The following is a 26,220-nucleotide window of genomic DNA, read 5'->3' as shown; positions in this document are numbered from 1 at the left end:
TCGTGGTTGTTTTGCTATTTCTATTATAGCAATAAGGCCTTTCATTCATAAAGTCTGAGAAAACCTGTTAAAATGGTACTAATATGATTACATGATGAAGGAGTACAAAATATGACACAATCCTTGAAAGTAGGGGACCAATTACATGGTTTCACCTTAACTGATAGCCAATTTATTCATGATGCGAATGCCCATGTGCACACGTTCAACCATCCTCAATCTGGGGGCCAAGTGGTTTGGGTGGAAAATGATGACCAAAACCGCACGTTTGGTATTGGTTTTAAAACGCCACCAAAGGATTCGACGGGGGTAGCCCATATTGTAGAGCATTCAGTCTTATCTGGTTCGCGTAAATATCCAGCTAAGGATCCATTTATGACCATGTTGAAGACATCAATGAGTACTTTTCTAAATGCCATGACGTTTTCAGATATGACCATCTATCCGGTTTCTTCTATGAATGAAGAAGATTTCCATCATTTGACAGATGTCTATTTGGATGCCGTTTTCTTCCCACGTCTGACGAGTGAGGAAAATATTTTCCGTCAAGAGGGTTGGCATAAAGAGTTATTTGATAAAGATGACGACCTAATTTACAACGGGGTAGTCTACAATGAGATGCGTGGTGCGTATTCAGATGCGGAACGTATTATCATGCAAGATGTCATTGCCAATTTACACCCTGAATCTACCTATGCCCACGAATCAGGTGGTTATCCCTATGATATTCCAAACCTAACATGGGAGAACTTCAAGCAATTCCATACAGATTTATATCGTCCGGATAACGCCCTAGCATATTTATATGGCGATATTGATATCGACCGTGCCTTAGCGCAAATCGATGGGGATTTCTTTAGTGAATTTAAAGCTAGTGGCAAAACCGTTGACTATGATTTACCTGCAGTTAAACCAGGTACGACCGAATATGTAGGCTACTATGATGCTGATGAACGTAAGACTGTCGAAACAGATTCATATCTTGTGTACGGTATGCCTGCCGGAAATTCAGCGGATATTGCCAATAATTACGTTGCCAATTTGATGAGCGAAGCCTTGATTGAAACTGAAGCTGCCCCAATCCGCCAAGCCCTAATTGCGGCTGGTTTATCTGAAGAAGTGGAAGCTTTAGGTTCAGACGGCTATTTTGTCGATTTTGGTTTTGTGTTAAAACAATTCAATCCAGCCAATAAAGAAAAAGCCCTTGAAGTGATTCAAGAAACCCTTGTTGAGCAAGCAAACAAGGGCATTAACCGTGACTTACTAGAAGCTGTGATTAACACACGCGAATTTGCAGCGCGTCAAGCAGGCGGTGCCATGAAGGGGATTACCTACGAAATTCAAATGACCATGTCTTGGCGCTACGGTGTTGACGTGACAGAAGCTTTGAATTTCTCTAAATACTTTGATGATTTACGTGCGAAATTGGATACCGATTTTTACGAAAATTGGATCAAGGAAAACTTGCTGGATCCATCAACCAAACTCATCGCCGTTTACCAACCAAAAGTGGGCTTATTCGATGAGAAGGACCAAGCCTTAGCAGAAGCCTTGGCTAGTGAAAAGGCAGCCATGTCTGACCAAGAAATTGCAGATTTGATTGCGACAAATGAAGCCTTACGAACCTATCAAGATACGCCAGATACAGAAGAAGCGCGCGCGAGTTTGCCGAAATTGGCCCTATCAGATGTACCACGCAAAACGGCGCTTATTCCTGAAGAAACACTGGCAGCAAATCATGGTGTAGCCGTTCGCTTCCACGAACAAGATGCTTCTGGCATTCGCTATGTACAATTGGCTTATCAAATTGACCACTTACCAGTGGAAGATTTACCATATGTGAATTATGTCGCTGTGTTGGCAGGGCTATTAAATACGAGCAACATGACATATGAGCAAATGGATATTGAAACGATGAAAACCACTTCAGGTATCATCATGCGACCAAAGACCTTCGTTAAGGAATTTGATACCAATCAATATGTGCCAACCATATTTGCGTCATTTGCGGCCATTGGTGACAATAGTCAACGTGGTTTTGAACTATTGCAAGACACACAAAAAAATACAGACTTCTCTGACAAAGCCCGTATTTTAAATATCTTACAACGTACGAAATCAAATATGAGCCAAGGTTACGAAAATTCTGGCCATACGGTGGCGATTTCACGTTTGCGTGCCAAATATTCGCAAGCTTCAAAATACGCAGAAACGATTTCTGGTCTTGGTTTCTACGACCATTTAACAGATTTGATTGAACACTTTGATGAACGAGGCGACGAATTTATCGCCCGCGTTGAAGCGGTGAATGCGAAATTATGGGATCCACGTCAATTGACAGTTTTCCTAACGGCGGATGCAGAAGATAAAACGATTTTACTTGACCAAGTTAATGCCTTTGTTGACGGTGCAAATACCGTCGACAATATCGATGCTACTAGCATCCACTTTGACTTGCCGGGTCATGGACACGAAGCTATTTTAACAAATGGTAATGTCCAATACGTATCTGTGGGAGGACAAGTGGATCCGAAAACCTTCAACGGTAAGGCGATGATTATTGGTTCAATCTTGTCGAAAGATTATTTACACGAAAATATTAGAGCCAAGGGGGGCGCATACGGTGCGGGTATTTCCATCACGTCTTCTGGGGATATCACGACGTATTCTTACCGCGATCCAAACGTGGACAAGACTGTGGATGTCTACCAAGCAATGCCAGATTTCCTTGCTGATTCTCACTTAACCCAAGAGGATTTGGATCAATTGATTATTGGTTCGATGTCAGCTTTCCATGCGCCTTTAGCGCCGGCTAATGTCAACAGCTTGATGTCTACGCGCTACTTCAAGGGCTTGACCCATGAAATGGTTGATGAAAGCCTATCTGAAGCCTTAGATACCAAACTTTCTGACCTAGTTGCTTACAAAGAAACCATTCAAGAAGCCTTAGATGCGGATAACTTAGTTGTCTTCGGTAATAAACAAAAAATCGAAGCATCAAACCAAACATTTGATATTAAGCGTAGCCTATAATTTAGGGTAAAAAAATAACCACTAGCCAAACCGAAACATATGTCTCGGAATGGTTAGTGGTTTTTCGTGTCTTATAGATGTTGATGAAACGATTTACTGCAAGCCTAGTTGTGGGCCAAAAGTAAGGGCGATAAAGGCCAATAGTAAAAGAACGCCACCAATTAATTTTAAGCGCGCTTGTTGGGCGGCAGTCATGCCGTCAGGGGTTTGCCCCTTCCAAATGATATAAATATTAACAGCAATACATAAAAGGGCAAAAATAATACCCACAGTATAACGACTCATAAAAACTCCTTTATTCATGTGCTAGAAATTACTAGAGATGTCCAAGGTCAAGGGGCAAAACGACTATTTGCTTGTCAATTTGACTGAAAGGTCTGTGGTAATCGCTTGATTATCAATACGACTTGTCCCCGTCACTTGCCAATCAATGGCCGTAATGGTTTTACTTTGACGATCCACGGTAATCGAAACAGCATGGTTAGCTCCCGCATTATAGGGGTCACTCACCACTTGGTTCAACAAGTTGCTTAGCTTTTCATCCGCGCCTTGGAAGGTCAACGTTTGGTCAGTTAAACTACCCTTCCAGTCACCGGTCGCATCAAGCAAAGTCAGTAAATCCGCAATCTGATCTAGCGAAAGCACTTGTAACTGACCAAGGAAAGAATCATTCGTCAGCGACTGTTGCCAGTCTTGATCATCTTGTTTGTAAGCCGTTTGTTGGTTTTCAGTTTCCACTTGCAAAATAGACTCAGCCTGTTTTTGGCTAGCATCATTTGTCTTTTCAATAATCTTACCAGAAAAATCTTCAATCGAAGCATAAGAAAGATTGGCCATTACGGTATCGCGCGTGGTATCGGGCGCAGCCGTCTCAAATTGTTGGATGACAGTCGTTTGTTTGTAAGATTCGGTCTCATTTAGTGTTTGCCCAACAGCTAAACCGAGATCCGTAGAAGACTCACTCGCCTCCACGTGGCTACCAATCAATAGCAAAACACTTGCCATGAAGATAAATGTAATAAATTTTCGCATGTATAGCACCCTTTTATTAGAATTTTTAATCGTATTTCGAAGGTTTGGGGAAATTTATGGCGATATACGCCAAAGGTGATCACACCTGATAAATCTTATTACTCTTATTCTATATAAAATGAGGAAAGAATTAAAGGCTTTTCGCCGAATATTCAAGGAAAATCCCCCTTTATTTTACGGAATTGTAAGGGGTCACAAATAGGATGAAAAATTCACGGCACAAATAGGACAAAATTGCGTATATATTATACGAAGCCACTCGCCTTTTACTACCACTTACCCGTCAACTACTAGTAGCGGTGTATATATGCTTGGCACGCCCAACCAAGTAAGGAAACAGAAGCTCAGGATTGCGAAACGTTTCAAAGAGTGGGTATAATAACCTTATGATTATAATATAAACAATAAAGCTTCATAAAAATTGGATTCATGAAAGAAGGGCTTTCGATGGTAATGAACGGCGTATTAATGCAATATTTTGAATGGGACCTGCCGGATGACGGTAAGTTATGGCAACATTTAGCGGAAGATGCAGAACACTTAGCAGAGATTGGGATTTCCCATATCTGGATGCCACCAGCAACTAAGGGGCAATCAAGTGGTGATGTTGGTTATGGTGTATACGACCTATTCGACATCGGAGAATTCGATCAAAAAGGGACTGTTCGTACCAAATACGGAACAAGGGAAGAGTATCAAGCAGCCATTGATGCATTACAAGCACACGGTATTTGGGCTTTAGCGGATGCTGTTTTAAACCATAAGGGTGGGGCAGACGAAACTGAAATCTTCCAAGCCTATCCTGTAAATCCAAACAACCGTCAAGAAAAAATAGGCGAAGCCCGTGACATTGAAGGCTGGACCAAATTTAATTTCCCCGGTCGTCAAGGTAAATACTCTGATTTCATTTGGGACTTCAACTGTTTCTCAGGTACTGATTTCGATAACAAAACGGGTGAATCGGGCATTTTCATGATTAAAGGTGAGAACAAGGGTTGGGCTGATAACGAAGAAGTGGACTCAGAAAATGGTAACTTTGATTACCTAATGTTTGCGGATATCGATTACAGTAACCCCCATGTCCAAGAAGAAGTCATCAAATGGGGGAATTGGTATTTAGACAATTTCAATTTGAATGGCTTTAGAATGGATGCCTTAAAACATATCGAATTTTCTTTCATCGATAAATTTATTACGGCTTTGCGTGAAACCCATCCGGATATCTATGTGATTGGTGAATACTGGCAAAGTAACCAAGGTGTCTTATTCGACTATCTTGAAGAAACCGATTATCAAATCGATTTATTTGATGTGGCATTACACCATCGTTTCAAAAAAGCAGCATCTTCATGGGATCAATTTGACATGGGGTCATTATTAGAAGGTTCGCTATTACAAGGTCGTCCAAATATGGCCGTCACTTTTGTGGACAACCATGATTCGCAACCGGGTCAAGCCTTAGAATCTTGGGTAGATGAATGGTTTAAACCAATTGCCTACGCCATTATCCTATTGAATAAATCTGGTTTACCAACCATCTTCTATGGTGACTACTATGGTATCGAAAGTATCCATTTCAAAGGCTTCCGTGAAACCTTAGATACCTTGTTAGCCTTAAGACGTGAGAATGCTTACGGTGACCAACATGATTATTTTGATCACAAAAACTGTATTGGTTACACCCGTACTGGTGATGATGAACATCCAAATGGTCTAGCTTTCATCGCTACAAACGGTAACCATGCTAAGAAACGTATGTACGTTGGTGAACTACACGCTGGCGAAGAGTGGATTGATGCAATGGGTGAAATCCAAGGTTCAGTAAGAATTGAAGAAGACGGTACTGGTGTATTTAAGGTCCATTCAGGATCAATGTCCGTTTGGATCAATAAAGAGGATGCGGAACATATTGAAGGTGAAGCAGACAATGATGAAGCCTTTGAAGATGCGAACTACCATGAACCAGAAGTGACAGAAGAAGTGGCAGCAGAAGCAGCAGAAGTGGCGGACGCAGAAACGAGCGAAGTCGATGCGCCAGAAGAAGTACCAGCTGACGAAGCAGAAGTGCCCGCAGAAAACGTATAAAAATGAATGTCTTCTACGCCGGTTGCCGATTCAATAGCAGGGACATGGTTCAGAAATAAGCCCACCGTAGACAGAAGCCTCTGCATTTAGAAATCACGCCATCAATGGTACAATAGGTCAGTGAAATATAATGTATCGAGAGTAAAGGGTGGAAATAGTAATGACAAACCAAGCAAAACGAGGCTTTGAAGTAATTTCAGCCTACCAAACAGATCAAGAAATCCAATTACCAAGACGTTCCACAACCATGTCAGCCGGCTATGATATCGCAGCGGCTGAAGATATAGTCGTACCAGCAATGTGGAAAACAGGGGTGAAATATGTCTTAAAGGACATTGCCCATCTAAATGTTGCTGGTGAGGCAGACGAATCTGCCATGAAACCAGTGCTTGTACCAACGGGTCTAAAAGCGTTTATGGGTGAGAATGAATACCTACAATTAACATGTCGGTCTTCAAACCCCTTAAAACGCGGTCTTTCCTTACCAAATGGCGTGGGGATTGTGGACGCAGATTACTACAACAACGAAGGCAACGAAGGGCATTTATTTGTACAGTTGGTGAACTTTGGCTTGCACGACGTCCACATCAAAAAAGGGGAACGTATTGCGCAAGGTATCTTCCTTTCATTCTTAACGACTTCAGATGATCAACCCTTGGATCAAGTCCGTTCAGGTGGCTTTGGTTCATCAGGTAAGTAGTCGAAAAGTCTTAGAAAGGAGCCAAAGCCATGGCAAAAAAAGCTAGTACCAAATACGTCTGTCAGGCATGTGGTTATGAAAGTGTTCAATTTTACGGCAAATGTCCCAATTGTGGCGCTTGGAATCAAATGGAAGAAGAACGCGTATACGGTAAAACCATCGCCCATCCCGAAGCTAGTCATACTGGACATGCCTCAAGTCGCATGAAACCAACCAAACTAGATCAAGTCAAGGGCGAAGAAACGCCACGTGTACAAACACAAATGGGTGAACTTAATCGCGTATTGGGTGGGGGCGTGGTCCAAGGTTCACTCGTCCTTATCGGGGGTGACCCGGGGATTGGTAAATCAACCTTGATGCTCCAAGTATCGGCCGAACTGCATAAAAGTGCCGGGCCCGTACTCTATGTCTCAGGGGAAGAATCTATGCACCAAATCAAGCTACGGGCAGATCGCCTAGGCTTTGCCGGTGCAGACTTCTACGTCTATGCCGAAACCGACATGGCCGCTATTCAAGACGTCATTTACTACTTAAAACCGCGCTTTGTCGTCATCGACTCCATTCAAACCATGACCCATGAAGATGCCACTACAACGGCCGGCTCAGTCGGACAAGTCCGCCAAACAACCGCCGAGCTAATGAAAATCGCGAAATCAAACAACATTGGTATCTTTATCGTCGGCCACGTAACCAAAGAAGGGAACATCGCTGGACCAAGAATCTTGGAACATATGGTGGACACCGTTCTTTATTTTGAAGGGGAAAAACATGACACCTTTAGAATCCTACGTGCCGTGAAGAACCGTTTTGGTTCCACCAACGAAATCGGCGTCTTTGACATGCAACAGGACGGCCTACACGAAGTAACGAATCCGTCCGAATTATTCTTAGAAGAGCGACTAGCCGGTGCCAATGGGTCAGCGGTCGTCGCTTCTATGGAAGGTACCCGTCCAATCCTAACCGAAATCCAGGCTTTACTGACACCAACATCCTTTGGAAATGCGCGGCGTACAGCCAGTGGCCTAGATTACTCACGGGTATCCTTGATTATGGCTGTCCTTGAAAAACGTGCCGGCCTAATGTTACAAAATCAAGACGCCTACTTGAAATCAACAGGTGGCGTGAAATTAGATGAGCCCGCAATCGACTTGGCCATCGCCGTCGCCATTGCCTCAAGTTACCGCGAAAAGGAAACAAAACCAACCGATTGCTTTGTCGGTGAAATTGGTCTGACGGGTGAAATCCGTCGTGTTACCCGGATTGCGGAACGTGTCCAAGAAGCAGAAAAATTAGGCTTTGAACGCATTTTTATCCCTAAAAATGCCATGTCAGGTCTAACAGGTAAAGAAAAAATCAAAATTGTTGGGGTGACTACGGTGAGTGAAGTGCTCAACTCCGTCTTCCCAAGATAAAAAATAAGAGGCTGGGACAAAAGGCCTCCAAAAAGGCGTACACAATTCTTAAACAGAGTTGTGTACGCCTTTTACTTTGAAAAATCCTTATAAATTTTGATTGAAATATATCATGGGAACAGGTTTAAGGACTGAAAGTGTAGTTCCTTAGACGTGAAGGAGGATGAAATCGTCGATTTTAAATTGAAAGACCTTGGCTTTCAATGGTCCCACGGCTCAATAGGAACGTACACTGTAAGGACGAAAAATCTATGGTTTTAATCTTTTGTCCTAGCCTCTTTTCAATATTTTGACATGTAATATATGAAGGATGCCATTCCCACGGCAAAACTAATCTAATGAAAAACTTAAGATTAAATTTTAATGGTAAAATGGGATGCAGAAATTGTCTTTTTCGTATATGATTGTGTAAAGATTGTAAAAAAGTGTATACTTAAAATGCGGTAATTTCCGAAAGAAACCGCTTAACAATCTTGTGATTTTATTTGAGGAGGTGAAATACATGAACGATAGATTTTGGAAAATAGTGTCTAGAGTAATCGTAGTTATACTCGGTAGTTCATTAGGTTATTACCTATTGCCATTCATTTGGCGTTTGTTAAACATTAACATTCAAGTTTTCTACAATCCGATAGTTAACCTTGTGCTTGGTGCAATTATTCTTTATCTTATTTACTGGTTAATACAACCGTTGTTACTTCGATCTATACGCAATGTGGAGAAAGATTTACGTAAACTTTCAATTGAAAAAGTGATTATTTCAGGTCTAGGTGTTATTTTAGGGCTAGTCCTAGCATGGTTAATTAACATTCCGTTAGTAGCCATAGGGTGGCCATTTATTTCAAACGTCTTGCCAATCATCGTAACAATCGTCCTTGGCCTATCTGGTTTTTACATCTTTTCCAATAAGAGTGCAGAAATTATGGACCTGGCGACCCGCTTACCACAAGTGAGACGTACCGAAGTGACTGATGGGAAAAGTACAGTCGATCCGCAAGCAACAGCCGTGGAAACAGGGACGGCTACAGCCGAAGTGAGCACGCAAGACCGCTATACCGAAGCATTGCTAGCCATGAAGCCAGCCGCTGTGGACGACTACCAACCCTACAAAATCTTGGATACATCTGTCATCATTGACGGCCGTATTCTTGACGTGTTGAAAGCCGGCTTTATCGAAGGTGTCATCGTGGTGCCAAACTTCGTTTTGAAAGAGTTGCAATATATCGCAGACTCTGCGGATTCGGTCAAACGTGTTCGTGGTCGTCGTGGATTAGATATTTTAAACCAGATTCAAGAGCTAGACGATGTCACTGTTGATTTCTATGCCGGTGATTTCGAAGATGAATCTGAAGTTGACTTGAAATTGCTACTTTTAGCCAAAGAGGTAAACGGCGTCGTTGTAACTAATGACTACAACTTAAATAAAGTCAGTCAATTCCATAAGATTAAAGTCTTAAACATCAACGAATTAGCGAATTCACTAAAATCAGTTGTGATTCCAGGTGAAATGCTGACAGTACATATTGTCAAAGCAGGAACCGAGCGCCAACAAGGTGTGGCATACATGGATGACGGCACCATGATTGTCGTCGAAGAAGGTAAACATCATATTGATGAAAGCCTACGTGTAGAGATTACTTCAGCTATTCAAACCAATGCTGGACGCATGGTCTTTGCCAAAATAGCTGACTAGTTATATAATAATAACGATGAAGAAATAGGTTGGTAAATTTTGCCAACCTATTTTAATTGAATGCTTACAATAAAAAGGAGAAAATATAATGTCAGATAAAGTTCGCGTACGTTATGCGCCAAGTCCAACGGGTCATTTACATATTGGGAATGCTCGTACGGCCTTGTTCAACTACTTATTCGCTCGTCACAACGATGGGGAATTCATTATCCGTATTGAAGATACAGATACGAAACGTAATATTGAAGATGGAGAAAAAAGCCAATTAGAAAACCTAACTTGGTTAGGAATTGAATGGAACGAAGGTCCAGACAAGCCAGGCGAATACGGCCCATACCGTCAATCTGAACGTAAAGACATTTATGACCGCTACCTAGATGAATTACTAGAAAAAGGCTTAGCTTACTACGCTTTCGATACATCAGAAGAAATCGAAGCAGAACACGAAGCCCAAGTTGCCAACGGTGAAACACCTCGTTACATCGGCAAATGGCGTGACCGTTCACAAGAAGATATCGATGCTGCTCGTGCTGAAGGTCGCCCAGAAACAATCCGTTTCCGCGTACCAGAAAACACAACTTATACATTCGATGACATGGTAAAAGGTGAAATCTCATTCGAATCTGCAGCGATTTCAGGTGACTTTGTTATCCGTAAACAAGACGGTATGCCAACATACAACTTTGCCGTTGTTGTTGATGACCACTTGATGGAAATCTCACACGTATTACGTGGTGACGACCATATCGCAAACACACCAAAACAATTGATGATCTACGATGCATTAGGTTTCGAACGTCCAACATTCGGCCATATGACATTGATTACCAACTCTGAAACTGGTAAAAAATTATCTAAACGTGACGAATCAATCCTACAATTTATTGAACAATACCGTGATCTAGGTTACTTACCAGACGCAATGTTCAACTTTATTACTTTATTAGGTTGGTCGCCAAAAGGTGAAGAAGAAATCTTCTCTCGTGAAGAATTAATCGAAATCTTTGATACAAAACGTCTAAGCAAATCACCAGCTGCTTTCGATAACAAGAAACTAGAATGGATCAACAACCGTTACATGAAAGCTGCAGATGCAGAATCAGTTGCTGCCTTAGCAATCGAACATCTACAAAAAGCGGGCCGTGTATCAGAAAATCCATCAGCTGAAGAATTAGCATGGACACAAAAATTGGTTTCATTGTACAAAGACGAAATGTCTTACGCAGCTGAAATCGTTGAATTGTCAGACATGTTCTTCCAAGATGAATTAACAATCGCAGACGAAGCTAAAGCTGTTCTTGAAGGCGAAGGCGTGAAAGAAGTATTAACTGCTTTCCAAGCCAAATTAGCTGAAATTTCAGAAGCAGACTTCACTGAAGAAAATGTAATGGCAGCCATCAAAGCTGTTCAAAAAGAAACAGGCATCAAAGGTAAAAACCTATACATGCCAATCCGTGTAGCCACTTCTGGTGAACAACACGGTCCTTCAATCGGTTTAACTATTGAAGTATTAGGTAAAGAAAAAGTAAGCCATCACTTAGATCAAGCATTAGCTGGACTATAAGATTGGCGCAAAAGCACCTGAAAGGAAAGTTCATTTCCTTTCAGGTGCTTTTTTTTGCGCGTTTATTTAAACATCGTATCTGGGACAAAAGCCAATAGAAAGGAGAGAATAATTTATAAAAAGAAATATTCTCTTCTTTTGCTAAGGAAAAAAATATTATTCATACAAAATATGAGGACTGAAAGTGTAGTTCCTATGCCGTGAAGAAGGATGAAATCGAGACCTTGGCTCGATTTCAAGTCTGGAGACCCTGGCTCCAGACGGTCCCACGGCTATAAGGAACGTACACTGAAAGGACGAAAATCGAAGATTTTAATCTTTTGTCCCAGCCTCTTTTCGTATATCGAAAATTCCCCAAAAAACAAAAGATGTGCACGTGGCGCCATATTCTAGCATTGTCTTTTTCATTTTATTTTTAACCACCGTATGCCTCCGCGGATTAGCGGTCCTCAAAAAATACAGACCGTTTTATAGCAAAATTTAAATGCCCCATTCATTGAAGGCGCTATCTCGTCTAGCTATACTTGGAATTGCGAAACACAATATATAGGGTGTCGTTTCACATTAATAACCCAATATATGGGGTTTTACGAATAAGGAGAGATGAAATATGACGATTACAGTTTATGCCAAGAGTGGTTGCCCACAATGTATCTTTGCGAAGAAATACTTACAATCACAAGATGTCCCATTTGAAGAAAAACGTGTAGACCTAGAGGAAACCTATCTAGAAGAAGTACGCGAAATGGGTTACCAAGCTTTACCAGTTATCGCAGATAGCACAGGCAATGCCTTCCATGGCTATGTGCCTGAAAAATTGGAAGCGTTGGTGGCAGCATGGCGTGCATAGTCTACTATTCATTAACTGGCCAAACGCGAAAATTCGTGAATAAGGTGGCAGGTTTCGACAAATATGAAATCTCTAGTGACAAGGAAGCCATCGAAATGACTGAACCATTCATCATGGTCATCCCGTCATATGAAAGCCATGTGTATGGCGATGTCATTGAAACAGCAGAAGAATTTTTGGAATGCGGCGACAATGCCCAACTATGCAAGGGATTATTTGGTGGTGGCAACCGTAATTTTGCCCAATTATTCTGTGTAACGGTCAAAGAGTTATCGGTACTTTTTGATATTCCGGTTTTACACGGCTTTGAGTTCCAAGGATCCCCACTAGATGTTGCCACATTGACAAAGGAGTTAGAGGAAATTGACCAATACGAAAAAATTGAGCATTGAAAATACCAAAGAAATCACCTACTTCAGATTGAATAATATGGTAAATATTCCGACAGCTGAAAAACAAATTCAACTGAACAAGGATAAGGAAGCAGTGCGCGCCTATTTCTTAGAATATGTGAATCCCAATACTGTCTTCTTTCATTCATTACACGAAAAAATTCATTTCTTAATTGATAACGACTATATCGAACGCGATTTTATCGAAAAATATGATTTTGACTTTATCAAATCACTATTTGATCACCTTTATAGCTATAAATTCCGCTTTAAATCATTTATGGCAGCCTACAAGTTCTATACCCAATATGCCTTGAAAACTAACGACAACAAGCGATTCCTAGAACGCTACGAAGACCGCATTGCCTTTGTGGCATTGTATCTAGCCAATGGTGATGAAGAATTGGCTTGGGGCATTGCTGAAGAACATATCAAACACCGTCTGCAAATGGCGACACCGACTTTCCTAAACGCTGGTAAAAAGCGCCGCGGTGAAATGGTATCCTGCTTCCTAATCGATGTCCAAGACAACATGGAATCCATCGGGCGTGCCATCAATTCATCCTTACAACTATCCAAACGTGGTGGTGGCGTGGGCGTAAACTTATCCAACTTGCGTGAAGCAGGTTCTGTCATCAAAGGTATCGAAAACGCTGGTTCAGGCGTCGTACCCGTGATGAAGTTACTAGAAGACGCCTTTTCATATGCCAACCAATTGGGTCAACGAAACGGTGCCGGCGTAGTCTATCTGAACGCCTTCCACCCAGATGTCTATGAATTTTTATCTACGAAAAAAGAGAATGCTGACGAAAAAATACGTGTCAAAACACTGTCACTTGGCCTCGTCGTACCGGACAAATACTACGAACTCTTGAAGACCAATGAACCGATGTATCTATTCAGCCCTTACGACGTCGAAAGAATCTATGGACAGCCTTTCGGGTATGTAGACATCACCACACACTATGAAGAAATGGTCGCCAACAAAGACATCAAAAAATATAAAATCAATGCCCGTGAATTGGAACAAGAAATTTCTAAATTACAACAAGAGTCTGGTTACCCATATATCGTCAACATCGATACAGCTAACCGTGAAAATCCAATTCATGGGACCATTACCATGTCTAACTTGTGTTCAGAAATCATGCAAGTGCAATCACCTTCTGAACTGAATGAAGACTTGTCTTATGCATCAGTGGGCCTAGATATTTCATGTAACCTAGCGTCAACCAACATCACTGAAATGTTGAAAACAGGGGATATTGAACGATCAATTGATATTGCTGTCCGTGCCTTAACCGCAGTATCAGATATGACTTCCATCAAAGCAGTTCCGAGTGTGGAACGCGGTAATGCGGCCTACAATTCTGTTGGCTTAGGGGCTATGGGCTTGCATACGGCACTTGCGACCAACCATATTCACTATGGTTCAGAAGAAGCACTAGAATTAACTGACGCCTACTTCCGTGTCTTACGATTCTACGCATTGAAAACCAGCAACCGTATCGCGCACGAGCGTGGGGAAAGCTTCTTTGAATTTGACAAATCAGCTTATGCTGATGGGTCTTATATCCGTGAACGCTATATCGATGGGCAAAGTCCTTTTACCTTCAAGTCAGAAAAAGTAGCAGAAATCTTTGCGAATATCCCTGTGCCAACGCCGGATGATTGGGCGGCACTAAACGAAGATATTATGAGAGATGGCTTATATAATGCCTACCTATTGACGGTTGCACCGACGGGATCAATTTCCTATATCAATGAGGCGTCTTCATCATTGCATCCAATTGTGCATTTGATTGAGAATCGCCAAGAAACAAATATTGGTTCTATGTATTATCCTGCGCCTTATTTGGATAACGACACAATTAAGTATTATGAGTCTGCTTATGACACTGATATGCGGAAGGTAATTGATACGTATGCCGTGGCACAGCAACATATTGACCAAGGGATGTCACTGACTTTATTCATGAAATCGACGATTCCAGAAGGTTTGTATGAATGGAAAAATGGCAGCACCGATAAGATGACCACACGCGATTTAAACCGCTTACGTAACTACGCCTGGACAAAAGGGATCAAATCGATTTATTATGTGCGTACATACACCGATGACTTCGCCAAAGAGATTGGTGTAGATCAATGTGAGTCATGCTTAATTTAGGATTTGTTGCTGCAGGTTATCATCACACAGGATCTAGGAGGACACCATCACCATGACGGAGAAAAAATATTTTAATCAAATTATTGGCGGAGAACCGACCAATGACAATGTTACTTACTATAAATCGATTGACTGGGACCGGGTAGAGGATGCGATTGATAAGTCTACTTGGGAAAAATTAACCAGCCAATTTTGGTTGGACACACGTATTCCGGTCTCTAATGACCGTGACGACTGGCGCTTATTAAAAGATGAAGAACGTGATGTTGTAAATAAAGCTTTTGCTGGGTTAACCGCTTTGGATACTTTGCAGTCTGAAGAGGGCGCAAATGTGATGCGTGACGCAGTGCGTACGCAACATGAGGAAGCTGTCTTAAACAACATCTTGTTCATGGAATCAGTCCATGCTAAATCTTATTCAACAATTTTTATTTCATTGAATACGAGTCGTGAAATTGATGAAATTTTTGACTGGGCCAACAACAATGAATATTTACAATACAAAGCTAGAAGAATCAACGAAATTTACCAAAACGGTACGGGATTACAACGTAAAGTAGCCAGTGTTTTCCTAGAAACCTATTTATTCTACTCAGGTTTCTATGCGCCACTTTGGTATCTAGGTAACAACAAACTAGAAAATGTAGCGGAAATCATCAAATTGATTATCCGTGATGAGTCTGTTCATGGGACTTACTTAGGCTACAAATTCCAAAAAGGCTATAATGCTTTACCAGTTGAAGAACAAAACGCCTTGAAAGATTGGATGTACGCTTTATTATTCGACTTGATGGAAAATGAAGAAAAATATACAGAAGAAATTTACACACAAGTTGGTTGGACACAAGAAGTAAATACTTTTGTACACTACAATGCCAATAAAGCCTTGCAAAATCTAGGTTTTGAAGCCTTCTATCCAGACGGAATGGCTGAAAATGTCAATCCAATCGTTATGAACGGTATCTCAACCGATTCAAGCAACCACGACTTCTTCTCACAAGTAGGGAACTCATACCTAATGGGTGAATCAGAAGCCATGGACGAAGACGACTACGACTTTTAAATAAGGATGTGAGCGCGGGCGTTAAGACAGGTAGCACTGGAGGGAATATGCAGTAGCAAGTGCAACTTGCTGCAAATATTTCCGAAGTGGAGACCTGTCTGCCCAAGCGAGCTCAACTAAAGGATGAGAGGTCCGAGCTCGACTTGGGATGAGAGAAAAAGCCGTTCTCAATTCCTTCTAATAATTTATACGTTTTTTACCCACAAATGTGCCGAAATGATTGGCAAAATTTGTGGGTATTTTTGTATTAATCTTTATTTTCATAAAGGCCAATAAAGCCTTTATGTATGCTATAATTGGAAACGTATACAGTGGGGTTTTCTAACTATCTTTTGATATATTTTAAGTTAAAATGGACGGAGAAGAAGCTGAACCTTTATAATTAAATTAAGAAAAGAAAAAACAAAAAGCACGTGTTTGTGGGGGATTATTATGACTAACCAAAAAATTCACTTGTCAATCATCGATGATGACGAAGTATTTGCAGATATTTTACGCTTGTTGGCGGAGGATATTCATGTGGACGGCGTTGATTTATAAATCCGCTTGTTCGCTGATGGCCTGGCTTACGTGCAGTCCCCAATTTTTGACAGCTGGGAAAAACAGATCGTTTTGGTTAATGATAACTTAAGTAAACTAGATGGTTTTGATGTGACAAAAATGGCGCGAGAATTGCCGCAGTATAAGCAGATATTTATTATCATGATGTCGATGGGGATTACTGAAGAAGAAATTATTCATGCCTTTAAAGTAGGTATCGATGATTTTCTGAATCGACCTTTTAATCTACGTGTGTTACAAGCTTATATGGAGCGTGTCATAGAAAGGTTTAGTGATGACGATGAACCTATTCTTTAGTGTTACCCTTTATACCATGGCCGCTTTAACCGTGGCTATTATCCTATCCTTTTTCTATTTTGCGCATATACGTAAACAAAAGCGCATCGAAAAAGATATCAGGGATGCTTATATTCAAAAAAATCACCGTGCTTGGTTTAATTTTCTATACAGAAAAGAGCCATTAGATAAGCAATTATTGTGGGAAAATACGGCCGAACTGAAGGCCATTGAATCTATTCTTTTATCCTACAACCGAAATACACAGGACAGTGTCATTCGTGATCAAACGCAATTTTTTGCGGATAAATACCTGACTGAAGACTACCAAAAAAAATTGAGTAATCGTCGCTGGTCAGTGCGTATGAATACCTTACGGCGCGTGGCGGGTTTCCACATGACGACCTTGAATACGGTCTTACGTGACATGATGGATAAACCTAAATCAATAGATGAAACCTTTACCTTGTTGCAAATTTACCAAGAAATCTTACCGGAAGAATTTGTAGATCAATTGATCAAATATCAAGATAATCTTTCGGAATACCAATTTAAACAACTGTTTATTGGTATGTCACAACAGATAAAAAATATGCTTGTTCCGATGTTCCAATCATTAAATAAGGTTGGTCAATATGCCTTTATCGATATTGCGGGCAAACATCCGACTTTTTCAGACCATTACAACTTGATGGCGCTATTGGATGATGAAGATCAAGAAATTCGCATCCGGGCACTAAAAGCCATGAGTGAGGGGACAATTATTTCAGATAGAGAGAAAATTCTTTCCTTTATGGATTCCGACATTTGGCAAGAACGCCTAATGGTGGCGAAGATTTTCGCCAAACGTCCGATTAGTGAAAATGAAACAGTGTATCGCAACTTGATTGAAGACCCCACTTGGTGGGTCCGCAATGAAGCTGCGCGCGTACTATCCTTAACCCACAATGGGCGTGCTGTTTTACGTGATATCATGGAAAATTCCGATGATAAATACGCCGTTGATGTGAGCCGAGCATTTCTGCTCAAAACGAAAGGAGGTATTGCTTAATGCAGCAAACCTTAAATGTCATAGGTGTCATTTTATCCATCTATATGGCAATTGTTATTATTAGTTACGCTTGGATGCTGGTGACCGCCTTCTTCAGTTTGCGCCGTTTCGTCGGTCTAGACCGCGAAGATACCAACCGTCGTAATCAAAGTATGGATGCCTTGAAGCCAGTTTCCATTATCGTGCCGGCCTACAACGAATCAAGTGGGATTCTAAGTAGTGTCCATTCCCTATTAAACTTAAACTATGCCATGGTTGAAATTATCGTGGTCAATGACGGTTCGAAAGATGATACTCAGGAAAAGATGATCAAAGAATTTGATATGATTCCGATTTTCGAGGCCGTTCGCCTACAAATTCCCTCAAAAGAAATTCTACAAATATTCCAATCACGCTTGCACCCACATTTGTACCTGATTGAAAAGGTCAACGGGGGGAAAGCCGATGCGCTAAATGCCGGCATTAACCTATCTCATTACCCATACGTCTGCTCAATCGATGGCGACTCCATCCTTCACCGTGACGCGCTGATCCATGTAATGGAACCAGTTGTCGCATCAAACGGTCAAGTTGTCGCAGCGGGAGGCACGATTCGGACAGCTAACGAAATGCGCGTTGAACTAGGTGCATTCGAAGAGCCCGAAAGCTATTCGTCTCCACTCGTATTGATTCAATCGATTGAATACGTGCGTTCCTTCCTGATTGGTCGGATCGCCTTGAGTCAGTTCAATCTACTACTGATCATTTCAGGTGCCTTCTCCATTTTCGACAAACAATGGGTAGTCGACGCCGGCGGTTACTCAACCGACATGATTGGGGAAGACATGGAACTCGTCGTCAAAATTCATAAACTAATTAAAGATCGTAAATCGGATAAAAAGATTATCTCTGTCCCGGACCCGATTTGTTATACGGAAGCACCGCAGTCATTAAGCATCCTTCGCCGTCAACGACGTCGATGGCATCAAGGCTTATTGGCCAGTCTCATCAAACACATTGACATGCTTTTCAACCCCAAATACGGCGCTATCGGCATGATTTCTATGCCATACTACTGGATTGTGGAAGCAATCGGGCCTGTGATTGAAATGTTCAGTATTGTCTTTATTATTGTATCTTTCTTCTACGGCAACATTTATGTAGAGGTAGCCGTCTTGCTGGCGGTTCTATTCCTGATATACAGTGCCATTTATACGATTGGTGCGTTGATGTTGGACAGTATTACGACGCAAACTTATATTTCTACCAGCGGACTTTTCCGTATGGTCATTATTTCCCTAACTGAATTTTTCTGGTACCGACCACTGAATGTATTCTGGCGTTTAGAAGGTATTTACAATACGATTCGCGGGAATACCGAGTGGGGTGTCATGGAACGTATAGGTTTTAATAAAGAGGCTGATAAAAAATGAAACGATACTACACAATCATGATTACCGTTATAGTCTTACTATTATTACCCATTGCCATTTGGTACTTACAACCGAGTCCGGATATCAGTGTTGCGGTGATTGATAAGACAGTACGCCAAAATGATTACCGTGAGCATGCCGGCGTCAGCTGGGTGCTGAATTATTTAAAAATTACCGATCTAGATGGCAAACCCTATGATAAGACGAGAGACTATTTTGGTATCACTTACGATGAAACAACTGAAGAATATACCGAAATGCCACTACCGACAGATTATAGCGATTATGATGCCGTATATCTTGCGGATACCTATGGCGTGTACAAAGACCCAACCGATAATGTGCATTCCGACCAATTTGGGGCACGCTCAGAAAAAATATATGGTGGTCTTACCCTAGCGGAATGGCAAAGTATGTCTAAACGTTTTGCGGATGACAAGCCAAGTTTATTGGTTGCTGAATATAATACCTTTGCATCTCCAACTGATGCAACCGTGCGTGATTCAATGCTGCGGTACTTAGGGATTAGTTGGAATGGATGGGTGGCGCGTTACTTTAACAGTTTAGACCCCAACGTCGATTCTGACGTGGCCAACTGGTTAGAAGAAAATAGCATCACCGATTGGGACCACGATGGCCCAGGTATGCTTTTTGTCAACGACATTACCCAAGACTATGTCGTGCTAGATGAAGGAGAGGACTTCTCAAGTGAAGGGATTATCCTGAACTATACCGAAGAGGGTCAAGACTTCTTTGGTATGAAAAAATCAACACGTTACGATTATTGGTTTGATGTGATTGAAGCAAATCCCGACACTACCGTCTTGGCCAACTATGACATTGGTCTAACGGATGCAGCCAAGGAAATCTTGGTCAACCATGAAATTGCTCTTCAACCTGCAGCAGTAACTCAGTTGGTGACAGATCACCATCAAAGTTACTACTTTGCAGGGGACTATAATGATACAACAAGCGTTTCCCCATATTATCAATACAAAGGCATGGCCAAGATTCAAGAATGGGTAGCCAAAGTGACAGATGGCGACTTCTATTGGTCAACGTATGCACCAATGATGGGCCAAATCATGAAAGGATTTGAAGACATGAAGGCCAACCCAGTGACAAGTGAACCAGAAAAAGATACCGTAGCCAGTGCACCTTATCAATTTAAGGTAGCCGGCGACCGCTTCGAAGTGTTACAAGAAGACGGTAGTTGGAAAGCAATTACCATTAAAGGGGTAAACATTGGTATGGCAGATGGCGGCCACTTCCCTGGTGAAGCAGCCCTAACCTACAGCGAATATGCTCGTTGGTTCGAACAAATTGGTGAGATGAATGCCAATACCATTCGGGTCTACACCATCCATCCACCAGCATTTTACCAAGCCTTACTGGATTACAATAACAACCATAAAGATGCCCCAATTTACCTCTTCCATGGGGTGTGGATGAATGAAGAAATGTCCGTCGAAGCCCAAAATGTCTATGATGAAGCTACTTTATCTGACTTCAGAGAACAAATGACCTCAACCGTCGATGTCATCCACGGTAACAAACTGATCGAAGCCGTACCAGGCCACGCCTATGGATTGTATGACGCCGACATCTCCCAATACGTGATTGGCTTTATGATTGGTACCGAGTGGGATCCAGATGTGATCCAAGGAACCAATGAGAAAAATGCCGACCTAGGCGATTATTCTGGACAATACTTTGAAACCAAAGATGCCAGTCCAATCGAACACTTCCTAGCGGAGAACATGGATTACACCATGGCCTATGAAATCGACAACTACGGCGTGCACCGGCCAATGAGCTTTACCAACTGGGTAACAACCGACCTCTTGTCTCATCCAACAGAATCATCTGAAAAAGAAGACATGGTCAGCGTCAATCCAAACCTCATTCATACAAAGAATGAAGCCAATGAAACCGGGCAATTTGCTTCTTACCATGTATATCCGTATTATCCAGATTTCTTGAACTATACTAAGAAATACAATGAATATAAGGACTTTAGAGGCAACAATAACCCTTACGCCGCTTACTTGAACGAATTAAGAAATGCCCACGACATGCCAGTATTAATCGCTGAATTTGGTTTACCAACTTCACGCGGGATTACCCATGAAAATGTGATTGGACGTGACCAAGGTGGTAACACTGAAGAAGAACAGGGCCAAATGGTTAGCGACATGTATGAAGAAATTCTCAATGAAGGCATGATGGGTGGTATCGTCTTCTCATGGCAAGATGAATGGTTCAAACGAACTTGGAACACCATGGATTACGACAACCCAGACCGTCGACCATTCTGGTCTAACGCCCAAACCTCTGAACAACAATTCGGGATTTTGAGCTTTGACCGTCTGAAAATTAAGGTCAACGGCGATACGTCAGACTGGGATGCCTCAGAAGAAAAAGTGCAACTCGTAGATGCACCGGATGAGGCCCTAAAAGCCGTATGGGCCGACTATGATGAACGTTACCTATACTTACGTATTGATTACGACACAGCCGCTAAGGGCTACCCAATTGTTACTTTTGATACCGTACCAGGACAAGGGAACGACAAGATTAATAGCCTCAACGGACTGAAACTAACAGAACAAGCCGAATTCGTCTTGAACTTGAATCCGGATGAATCTCGTATAACCGTCGACAAATACTACGACTTCTTCACCAAACAATATGCGATTGATAGTGACTTTTTATTAGGCAAAAAAATAGCCGCACCAGATAAAAATACTGGGGACTTTAGCCCAATTCAACTAGCCCTAAACAAACGCTACTATAACGTTGATGAAGATAAGACGGAGCCATTTAAAGCCTACGAAACAGGTAAACTTGTTGAAGGTAACGGTGACCCAACGTCAGCAGACTACAATTCACTTGCTGACTACTACGTCAACGAAGAAGCCGGCATCATCGAAGTACGTTTACCATGGTTACTACTATCCGCCAAAGATCCAAGCCGTAAGGAATTCCAAGGCGACATCATGGCAGACGGCCTAGGTGCCAGCATCAATATCGACAACATGACCATCGGCGCAGCCTACTTAGATGACAATGATAAAGTCCTATACCAAGCCCCATCCAAGGCTTACACATGGGATAACTGGGAAGTACCGCTAACAGCAGAACGTCTCAAAGAATCATACAGCATCATCCAAGAAACCTTCGCCAAATACGAATAACAAAGAAAATCCCTCGAAGCAAACACTTCGGGGGATTTTTGTTTCACACAAAAAATACAAAATAGAACCAAAAGCTAACATAAAGCGTATTTTTCACGATGATGAGAATAAATACAAATCTCAAAACGAACAATACCTTGCAATTACCTTTCATTGTTCGTACAATAAGTAATGTAAAAAAATGAAAAGACAGCAAAGAAGAGGGGATTTATACAAAATGAACTACTTACAAGAACGCATCCTAAAAGACGGAACAGTTATCGACGAAAAGATTTTAAAAATCGACTCATTTTTAAACCATCAAATCGACCCGAAAGTGATGCATGAAATCCAAAGTAACTTCTTTGATTACTTCAAATCACGTGAAATTACCAAAGTATTAACAATCGAAGCCAGCGGTATCGCACCAGCAATCATGGTGGCATCACACTTCCAAGTACCAATGTTATTCGCTAAAAAATCAGAACCATCGACATTAGCAGCAACAGGTAAATACTCAACACGCGTACATTCATTCACTAAAGACAAAGATTCTGATGTCATCATTTCAAAAGAATATTTAAACGCAGACGACAAAGTCCTAATCATTGATGACTTCTTAGCTAACGGCGAAGCAAGCCTAGGTTTAATCGACTTAGTTAATCAAGCAGGCGCAGAAGTAGTCGGTGTTGGTATCTGTGTGGAAAAATCATTCCAACCAGGTCGTCAACGTTTACTAGAAGCAGGCGTAGACTTATATTCAATCTGCCGTATCGCTTCATTAGCTGACAACAAAGTAACATTTGTCGACGAAGACGCAGAATAAGGTAGGTGCCACAAGTGAAAAATATCGACTTCAAAGATATCTTCGGTGCCAAAACAACCTTCTTGTCACTACAACATCTACTAGCTATGTACGCCGGTGCCATCGTTGTGCCCCTAATCGTATCTAGCAGCCTAAACTTTACGACCGCCCAAACCCTATACTTGGTATCCGCAGATATCGTGATTTCAGGGATTGCGACCTTCTTACAACTATACCGTGGTAAATTCATCGGTATCGGCCTACCAGTCGTGATGGCATGTTCCTTCACTGCCATTGGCCCAATGATCAAAGTAGGTTCACAATACGGTTTATCTACTATGTTCGGCTCAATCCTAGCAGCAGGTGTCATCATCATGCTACTAGCGCCAATCTTTGCCAAACTATCACACTTGTTCCCGCCATTAGTAACCGGAACAATCGTTACCCTAATCGGTGCAACATTAATTCCCGTAGCCATCAACAACCTCGCTGGTGGCCAAGGTAGTGCCGACTTCGGCAACATCGACAACTTAGTACTAGGCTTGATAACCTTCCTAATCATCCTTTTCCTATATCGCTACACCAAAGGCTTCCTACAATCTATCTCAATCCTAATCGGCCTTGTAGCAGGTATGATTATTGCCATCTTTATGGGAAAAATGGATATGCAACCAATCCTAGAAGCATCATGGTTCCAACTACCGATGCCATTCGCTATTGCAGCACCAAGCTTTAACCTATCAGCCATCATTAGCCTAACAATTGTTGGGATTATCTCAATGATCGAAGTAACCGGGATTGATTACGCTTTGGCTGGTATGTACGACAAAGACATCGACGAAGCTGACTTACGTCGCTCATACTTCTCAGTAGGGATTGGTTACATGTTAGCGGGTATCTTCAATACCTCACCACAAACAGCCTTCTCACAAAACGTTGGGGTTGTCCAAATGTCTGGTCAAAAACGTAAATCTATCTTCATCAACTTGATTATCTTGATGTTGATTTGTGGTTTACTACCTAAAATCGGTGCCATCGCAACAGCCGTTCCCGCACCAGTACTTGGTGGGGCAATGATCTTCCTATTCGGTAACGTATTGTCATACGGTATCAGTGTATTAGGTGCCCAAGACCTTAGCGATAACCGCAACCAATTAATGATTGGTGCCGCGATTACCATTGGTTTAGGTGTATCTATCGTACCGGATGCCTTTGCGCAATTACCAGAATGGTTATCATGGCTAACTTCAAGCGGTATCGTAGCCGGTGCCGTCACCGTCGTTTTATTAAATGCCTTCTTCCATGGCGTGAAGAAATAATTTACGTGTTCCAAACAACACCTAAGGGTCCACCTCCCTTAGGTGTTTTTCTTTATATAGATAAATGGAATCGATACATGGCAACCTATGATAGGTAAAACATATCAATTGTAATGGGATATCGATATCGGCTGATGCATTGTAATGAACACTGCGGTTTTCTACAATAGAGTAATGAAATAGAGTCTGGGAGGACGAACACATGAAAAAATATTTTAGATTACTTGCTATAGCATTAGTTGCTTTAGTTTTAGCAGCTTGTGGTCAAACAGAAGAAACAACAAAAGTAAAAGTTGGTTTAGTCGGTGACAAGGCAGACCAATGGGAATACCTACAAGAAGTGTTATTAGAAGAAGAAAACATCGAACTTGAATTGGTAAAATTTACGGATTACCGTCAACCAATTGAAGCCTTACAAGATGGTTCAATCGATATGCATGCAGCTTTAACCGAAATCTACATGGATTCAATCAATGAAGAAGCAGGCTACACCAATACAACTTTAGGTTACACAACCTTAAATCCGATGGGTGTCTTCTCTGAAAAGATTGAAAGCCTAGACGATTTAGCAGATAACGCAACCGTAGCCATTCCAGATGACGTATCAAATGGTTCACGTGCCTTATTACTATTACAAACAGCTGGCTTAATCGAAGTAGACCCTTCAAAAGGTAACCTACCAACTGTCAGTGACATCACATCAAACCCTAAAAACTTACAATTTGAAGAAATGGCTTCAAACCAAACAGCTCGTGCTTTAGGTGACGTAGACATCTCAGTCATCAACAACGACATGGCAACAGACGCAGGTTACATCCCTACACAAGATGCCATCTTCCTTGAACCAGTAGCAGATACATCAAAACCTTACTACAACGTCATCGCTGTTCAAGAAGATCAAACAGAGAACGAAACATACAAAACGATCCTAGAATACTACCAAACAGACGAAGTCGCAGCCATCATCGACGAAATGTCAGCAGGCTCAAGCATCCCAGTTTGGGACGGCGCACCACAACCAAGTGGTACTTCAAACTAATAATAAAAGAAAATGACCCGAGCAATCGGGTCGTTTTTTATTACAAAAATATAATAATACATTTTTTGTTTTTATCAGGAATTTTCTCAGCTAAATAGGGGATATTTGCAAGGGTTGATGGTAAGATTAGCCAAAAATACAATGACATAAAATTTCAAAATTTTGATTTTTTGTATAATTTACAATCTTTTTGTACAAAAAGGCTTAAAATGATGGTTTTCATGAGATTTATATTAAAATAAAATGAGAGCATTTTGCAACCTTTAACTCGAAAGATATAAAACACACTATTTTGCTTTTTTGGCCATCATTAATTGTAAAGATTATCACCTATAACAGATATATAAACAAGCATTCATTTCTAGTATGGCGTGAAATGTGTTAGAATGAAGGGGATTTAACAGTAAAAAACACTCTCATCAAATTGCCATTTTTAGAAAATTGGCGGTTTGAAATTATAGTCAAACTGTTTCTATAATAAGCGTATACGAAGGAACCCGTACCAGCATGCAAACGGCTTATTCGTATCGCTCTAGAATAGACCGACGGCAATCACTGATTCAATTCTCGGACATAGGAAGGGCAAA

19 protein-coding genes are annotated in these 26,220 nt (G+C 41.4%); 17 read left to right on the top strand and 2 right to left on the bottom strand.

All coding sequences use genetic code 11. The features are described 5' to 3' along the window. Positions 1-111: 111 nt before the first annotated feature. Complete coding sequence (locus tag EF384_RS03510) at positions 112-3,033, top strand: insulinase family protein (RefSeq protein WP_123779607.1); 2,922 nt, start codon at positions 112-114, stop codon at positions 3,031-3,033. A gap of 93 nt (positions 3,034-3,126) precedes the next feature. Here EF384_RS03510 and EF384_RS03505 read toward each other — a convergent pair whose 3' ends face one another. Together EF384_RS03505 and EF384_RS03500 are read right to left on the bottom strand one after the other, a co-directional pair. After that, on the bottom strand, positions 3,127-3,318 hold the full coding sequence (locus EF384_RS03505; RefSeq protein WP_094518223.1) for a hypothetical protein: 192 nt from the start codon (positions 3,316-3,318) through the stop codon (positions 3,127-3,129). 63 nt (positions 3,319-3,381) lie between these two features. After that, complete coding sequence (locus EF384_RS03500) at positions 3,382-4,065, bottom strand: hypothetical protein (RefSeq protein ID WP_123779606.1); 684 nt, start codon at positions 4,063-4,065, stop codon at positions 3,382-3,384. Positions 4,066-4,512: 447 nt separating this feature from the next. Here EF384_RS03500 and EF384_RS03495 point away from each other — a divergent pair, with 447 nt between their 5' ends. From EF384_RS03495 to EF384_RS03420, 16 genes are all read left to right on the top strand, one after another. Beyond that, entirely contained in the window at positions 4,513-6,150 is a 1,638-nt protein-coding gene (locus EF384_RS03495; RefSeq protein WP_123779605.1) for an alpha-amylase, read from the top strand. Between the two features lie 160 nt (positions 6,151-6,310). After that, complete coding sequence (locus EF384_RS03490) at positions 6,311-6,850, top strand: dCTP deaminase/dUTPase family protein (protein WP_123779604.1); 540 nt, start codon at positions 6,311-6,313, stop codon at positions 6,848-6,850. A 29-nt stretch (positions 6,851-6,879) separates the two neighbouring features. Next, positions 6,880-8,262 carry a DNA repair protein RadA gene (gene radA / locus EF384_RS03485; protein ID WP_123779603.1) on the top strand — a complete coding sequence of 461 codons (1,383 nt, stop codon included), beginning with the start codon at positions 6,880-6,882 and terminating at the stop codon, positions 8,260-8,262. Between the two features lie 502 nt (positions 8,263-8,764). Then, entirely contained in the window at positions 8,765-9,955 is a 1,191-nt protein-coding gene (locus EF384_RS03480; protein ID WP_123779602.1) for a PIN/TRAM domain-containing protein, read from the top strand. A gap of 88 nt (positions 9,956-10,043) precedes the next feature. Beyond that, positions 10,044-11,519 (top strand): glutamate--tRNA ligase, encoded by a 1,476-nt coding sequence (gene gltX, locus EF384_RS03475; protein WP_123779601.1) that lies wholly within the window; start codon positions 10,044-10,046, stop codon positions 11,517-11,519. Positions 11,520-12,129: 610 nt separating this feature from the next. After that, the gene (locus tag EF384_RS03470) at positions 12,130-12,369 is read left to right on the top strand and encodes a glutaredoxin domain-containing protein (protein ID WP_123779600.1); all 240 of its coding nucleotides are present in this window, start codon (positions 12,130-12,132) and stop codon (positions 12,367-12,369) included. Continuing rightward, complete coding sequence (gene nrdI / locus EF384_RS03465) at positions 12,357-12,761, top strand: class Ib ribonucleoside-diphosphate reductase assembly flavoprotein NrdI (protein WP_123779599.1); 405 nt, start codon at positions 12,357-12,359, stop codon at positions 12,759-12,761. The genes EF384_RS03470 and nrdI overlap by 13 nt, the downstream gene beginning before the upstream one ends. Beyond that, a complete protein-coding gene (nrdE, locus tag EF384_RS03460; RefSeq protein ID WP_123779598.1) occupies positions 12,733-14,931 on the top strand; it encodes a class 1b ribonucleoside-diphosphate reductase subunit alpha in 2,199 nt (732 codons plus the stop codon). The genes nrdI and nrdE overlap by 29 nt, the downstream gene beginning before the upstream one ends. Positions 14,932-14,983: 52 nt before the next feature. Next, positions 14,984-15,994 (top strand): class 1b ribonucleoside-diphosphate reductase subunit beta, encoded by a 1,011-nt coding sequence (gene nrdF / locus EF384_RS03455; RefSeq protein ID WP_123779597.1) that lies wholly within the window; start codon positions 14,984-14,986, stop codon positions 15,992-15,994. Positions 15,995-16,564: 570 nt separating this feature from the next. Continuing rightward, a complete protein-coding gene (locus EF384_RS03450) occupies positions 16,565-16,852 on the top strand; it encodes a response regulator (RefSeq protein WP_255421235.1) in 288 nt (95 codons plus the stop codon). Then, positions 16,830-17,882, top strand: coding sequence for a HEAT repeat domain-containing protein (locus EF384_RS03445; protein WP_123779595.1), 1,053 nt, complete (start codon positions 16,830-16,832; stop codon positions 17,880-17,882). The genes EF384_RS03450 and EF384_RS03445 overlap by 23 nt, the downstream gene beginning before the upstream one ends. After that, entirely contained in the window at positions 17,882-19,294 is a 1,413-nt protein-coding gene (locus EF384_RS03440; RefSeq protein ID WP_123779594.1) for a glycosyltransferase family 2 protein, read from the top strand. The genes EF384_RS03445 and EF384_RS03440 overlap by 1 nt, the downstream gene beginning before the upstream one ends. Beyond that, positions 19,291-22,491: a hypothetical protein gene (locus EF384_RS03435; RefSeq protein WP_123779593.1), complete on the top strand. Its 3,201-nt coding sequence runs from the start codon at positions 19,291-19,293 to the stop codon at positions 22,489-22,491. Before EF384_RS03440 ends, EF384_RS03435 begins: the two co-directional genes overlap by 4 nt. Positions 22,492-22,708: 217 nt before the next feature. Then, on the top strand, positions 22,709-23,296 hold the full coding sequence (locus tag EF384_RS03430; protein WP_123779592.1) for a xanthine phosphoribosyltransferase: 588 nt from the start codon (positions 22,709-22,711) through the stop codon (positions 23,294-23,296). A gap of 14 nt (positions 23,297-23,310) precedes the next feature. After that, positions 23,311-24,594 carry a nucleobase:cation symporter-2 family protein gene (locus tag EF384_RS03425; RefSeq protein WP_233570022.1) on the top strand — a complete coding sequence of 428 codons (1,284 nt, stop codon included), beginning with the start codon at positions 23,311-23,313 and terminating at the stop codon, positions 24,592-24,594. A 202-nt stretch (positions 24,595-24,796) separates the two neighbouring features. After that, a complete protein-coding gene (locus tag EF384_RS03420; RefSeq protein ID WP_123779590.1) occupies positions 24,797-25,633 on the top strand; it encodes a MetQ/NlpA family ABC transporter substrate-binding protein in 837 nt (278 codons plus the stop codon). The last annotated feature ends 587 nt before the right edge of the window (positions 25,634-26,220 follow it).

Source organism: Aerococcus agrisoli (assembly GCF_003797145.1).
Classification (GTDB): Bacteria; Bacillota; Bacilli; order Lactobacillales; family Aerococcaceae; genus Aerococcus; species Aerococcus agrisoli.
This window is presented reverse-complemented; position numbering and strand designations above follow the sequence as displayed.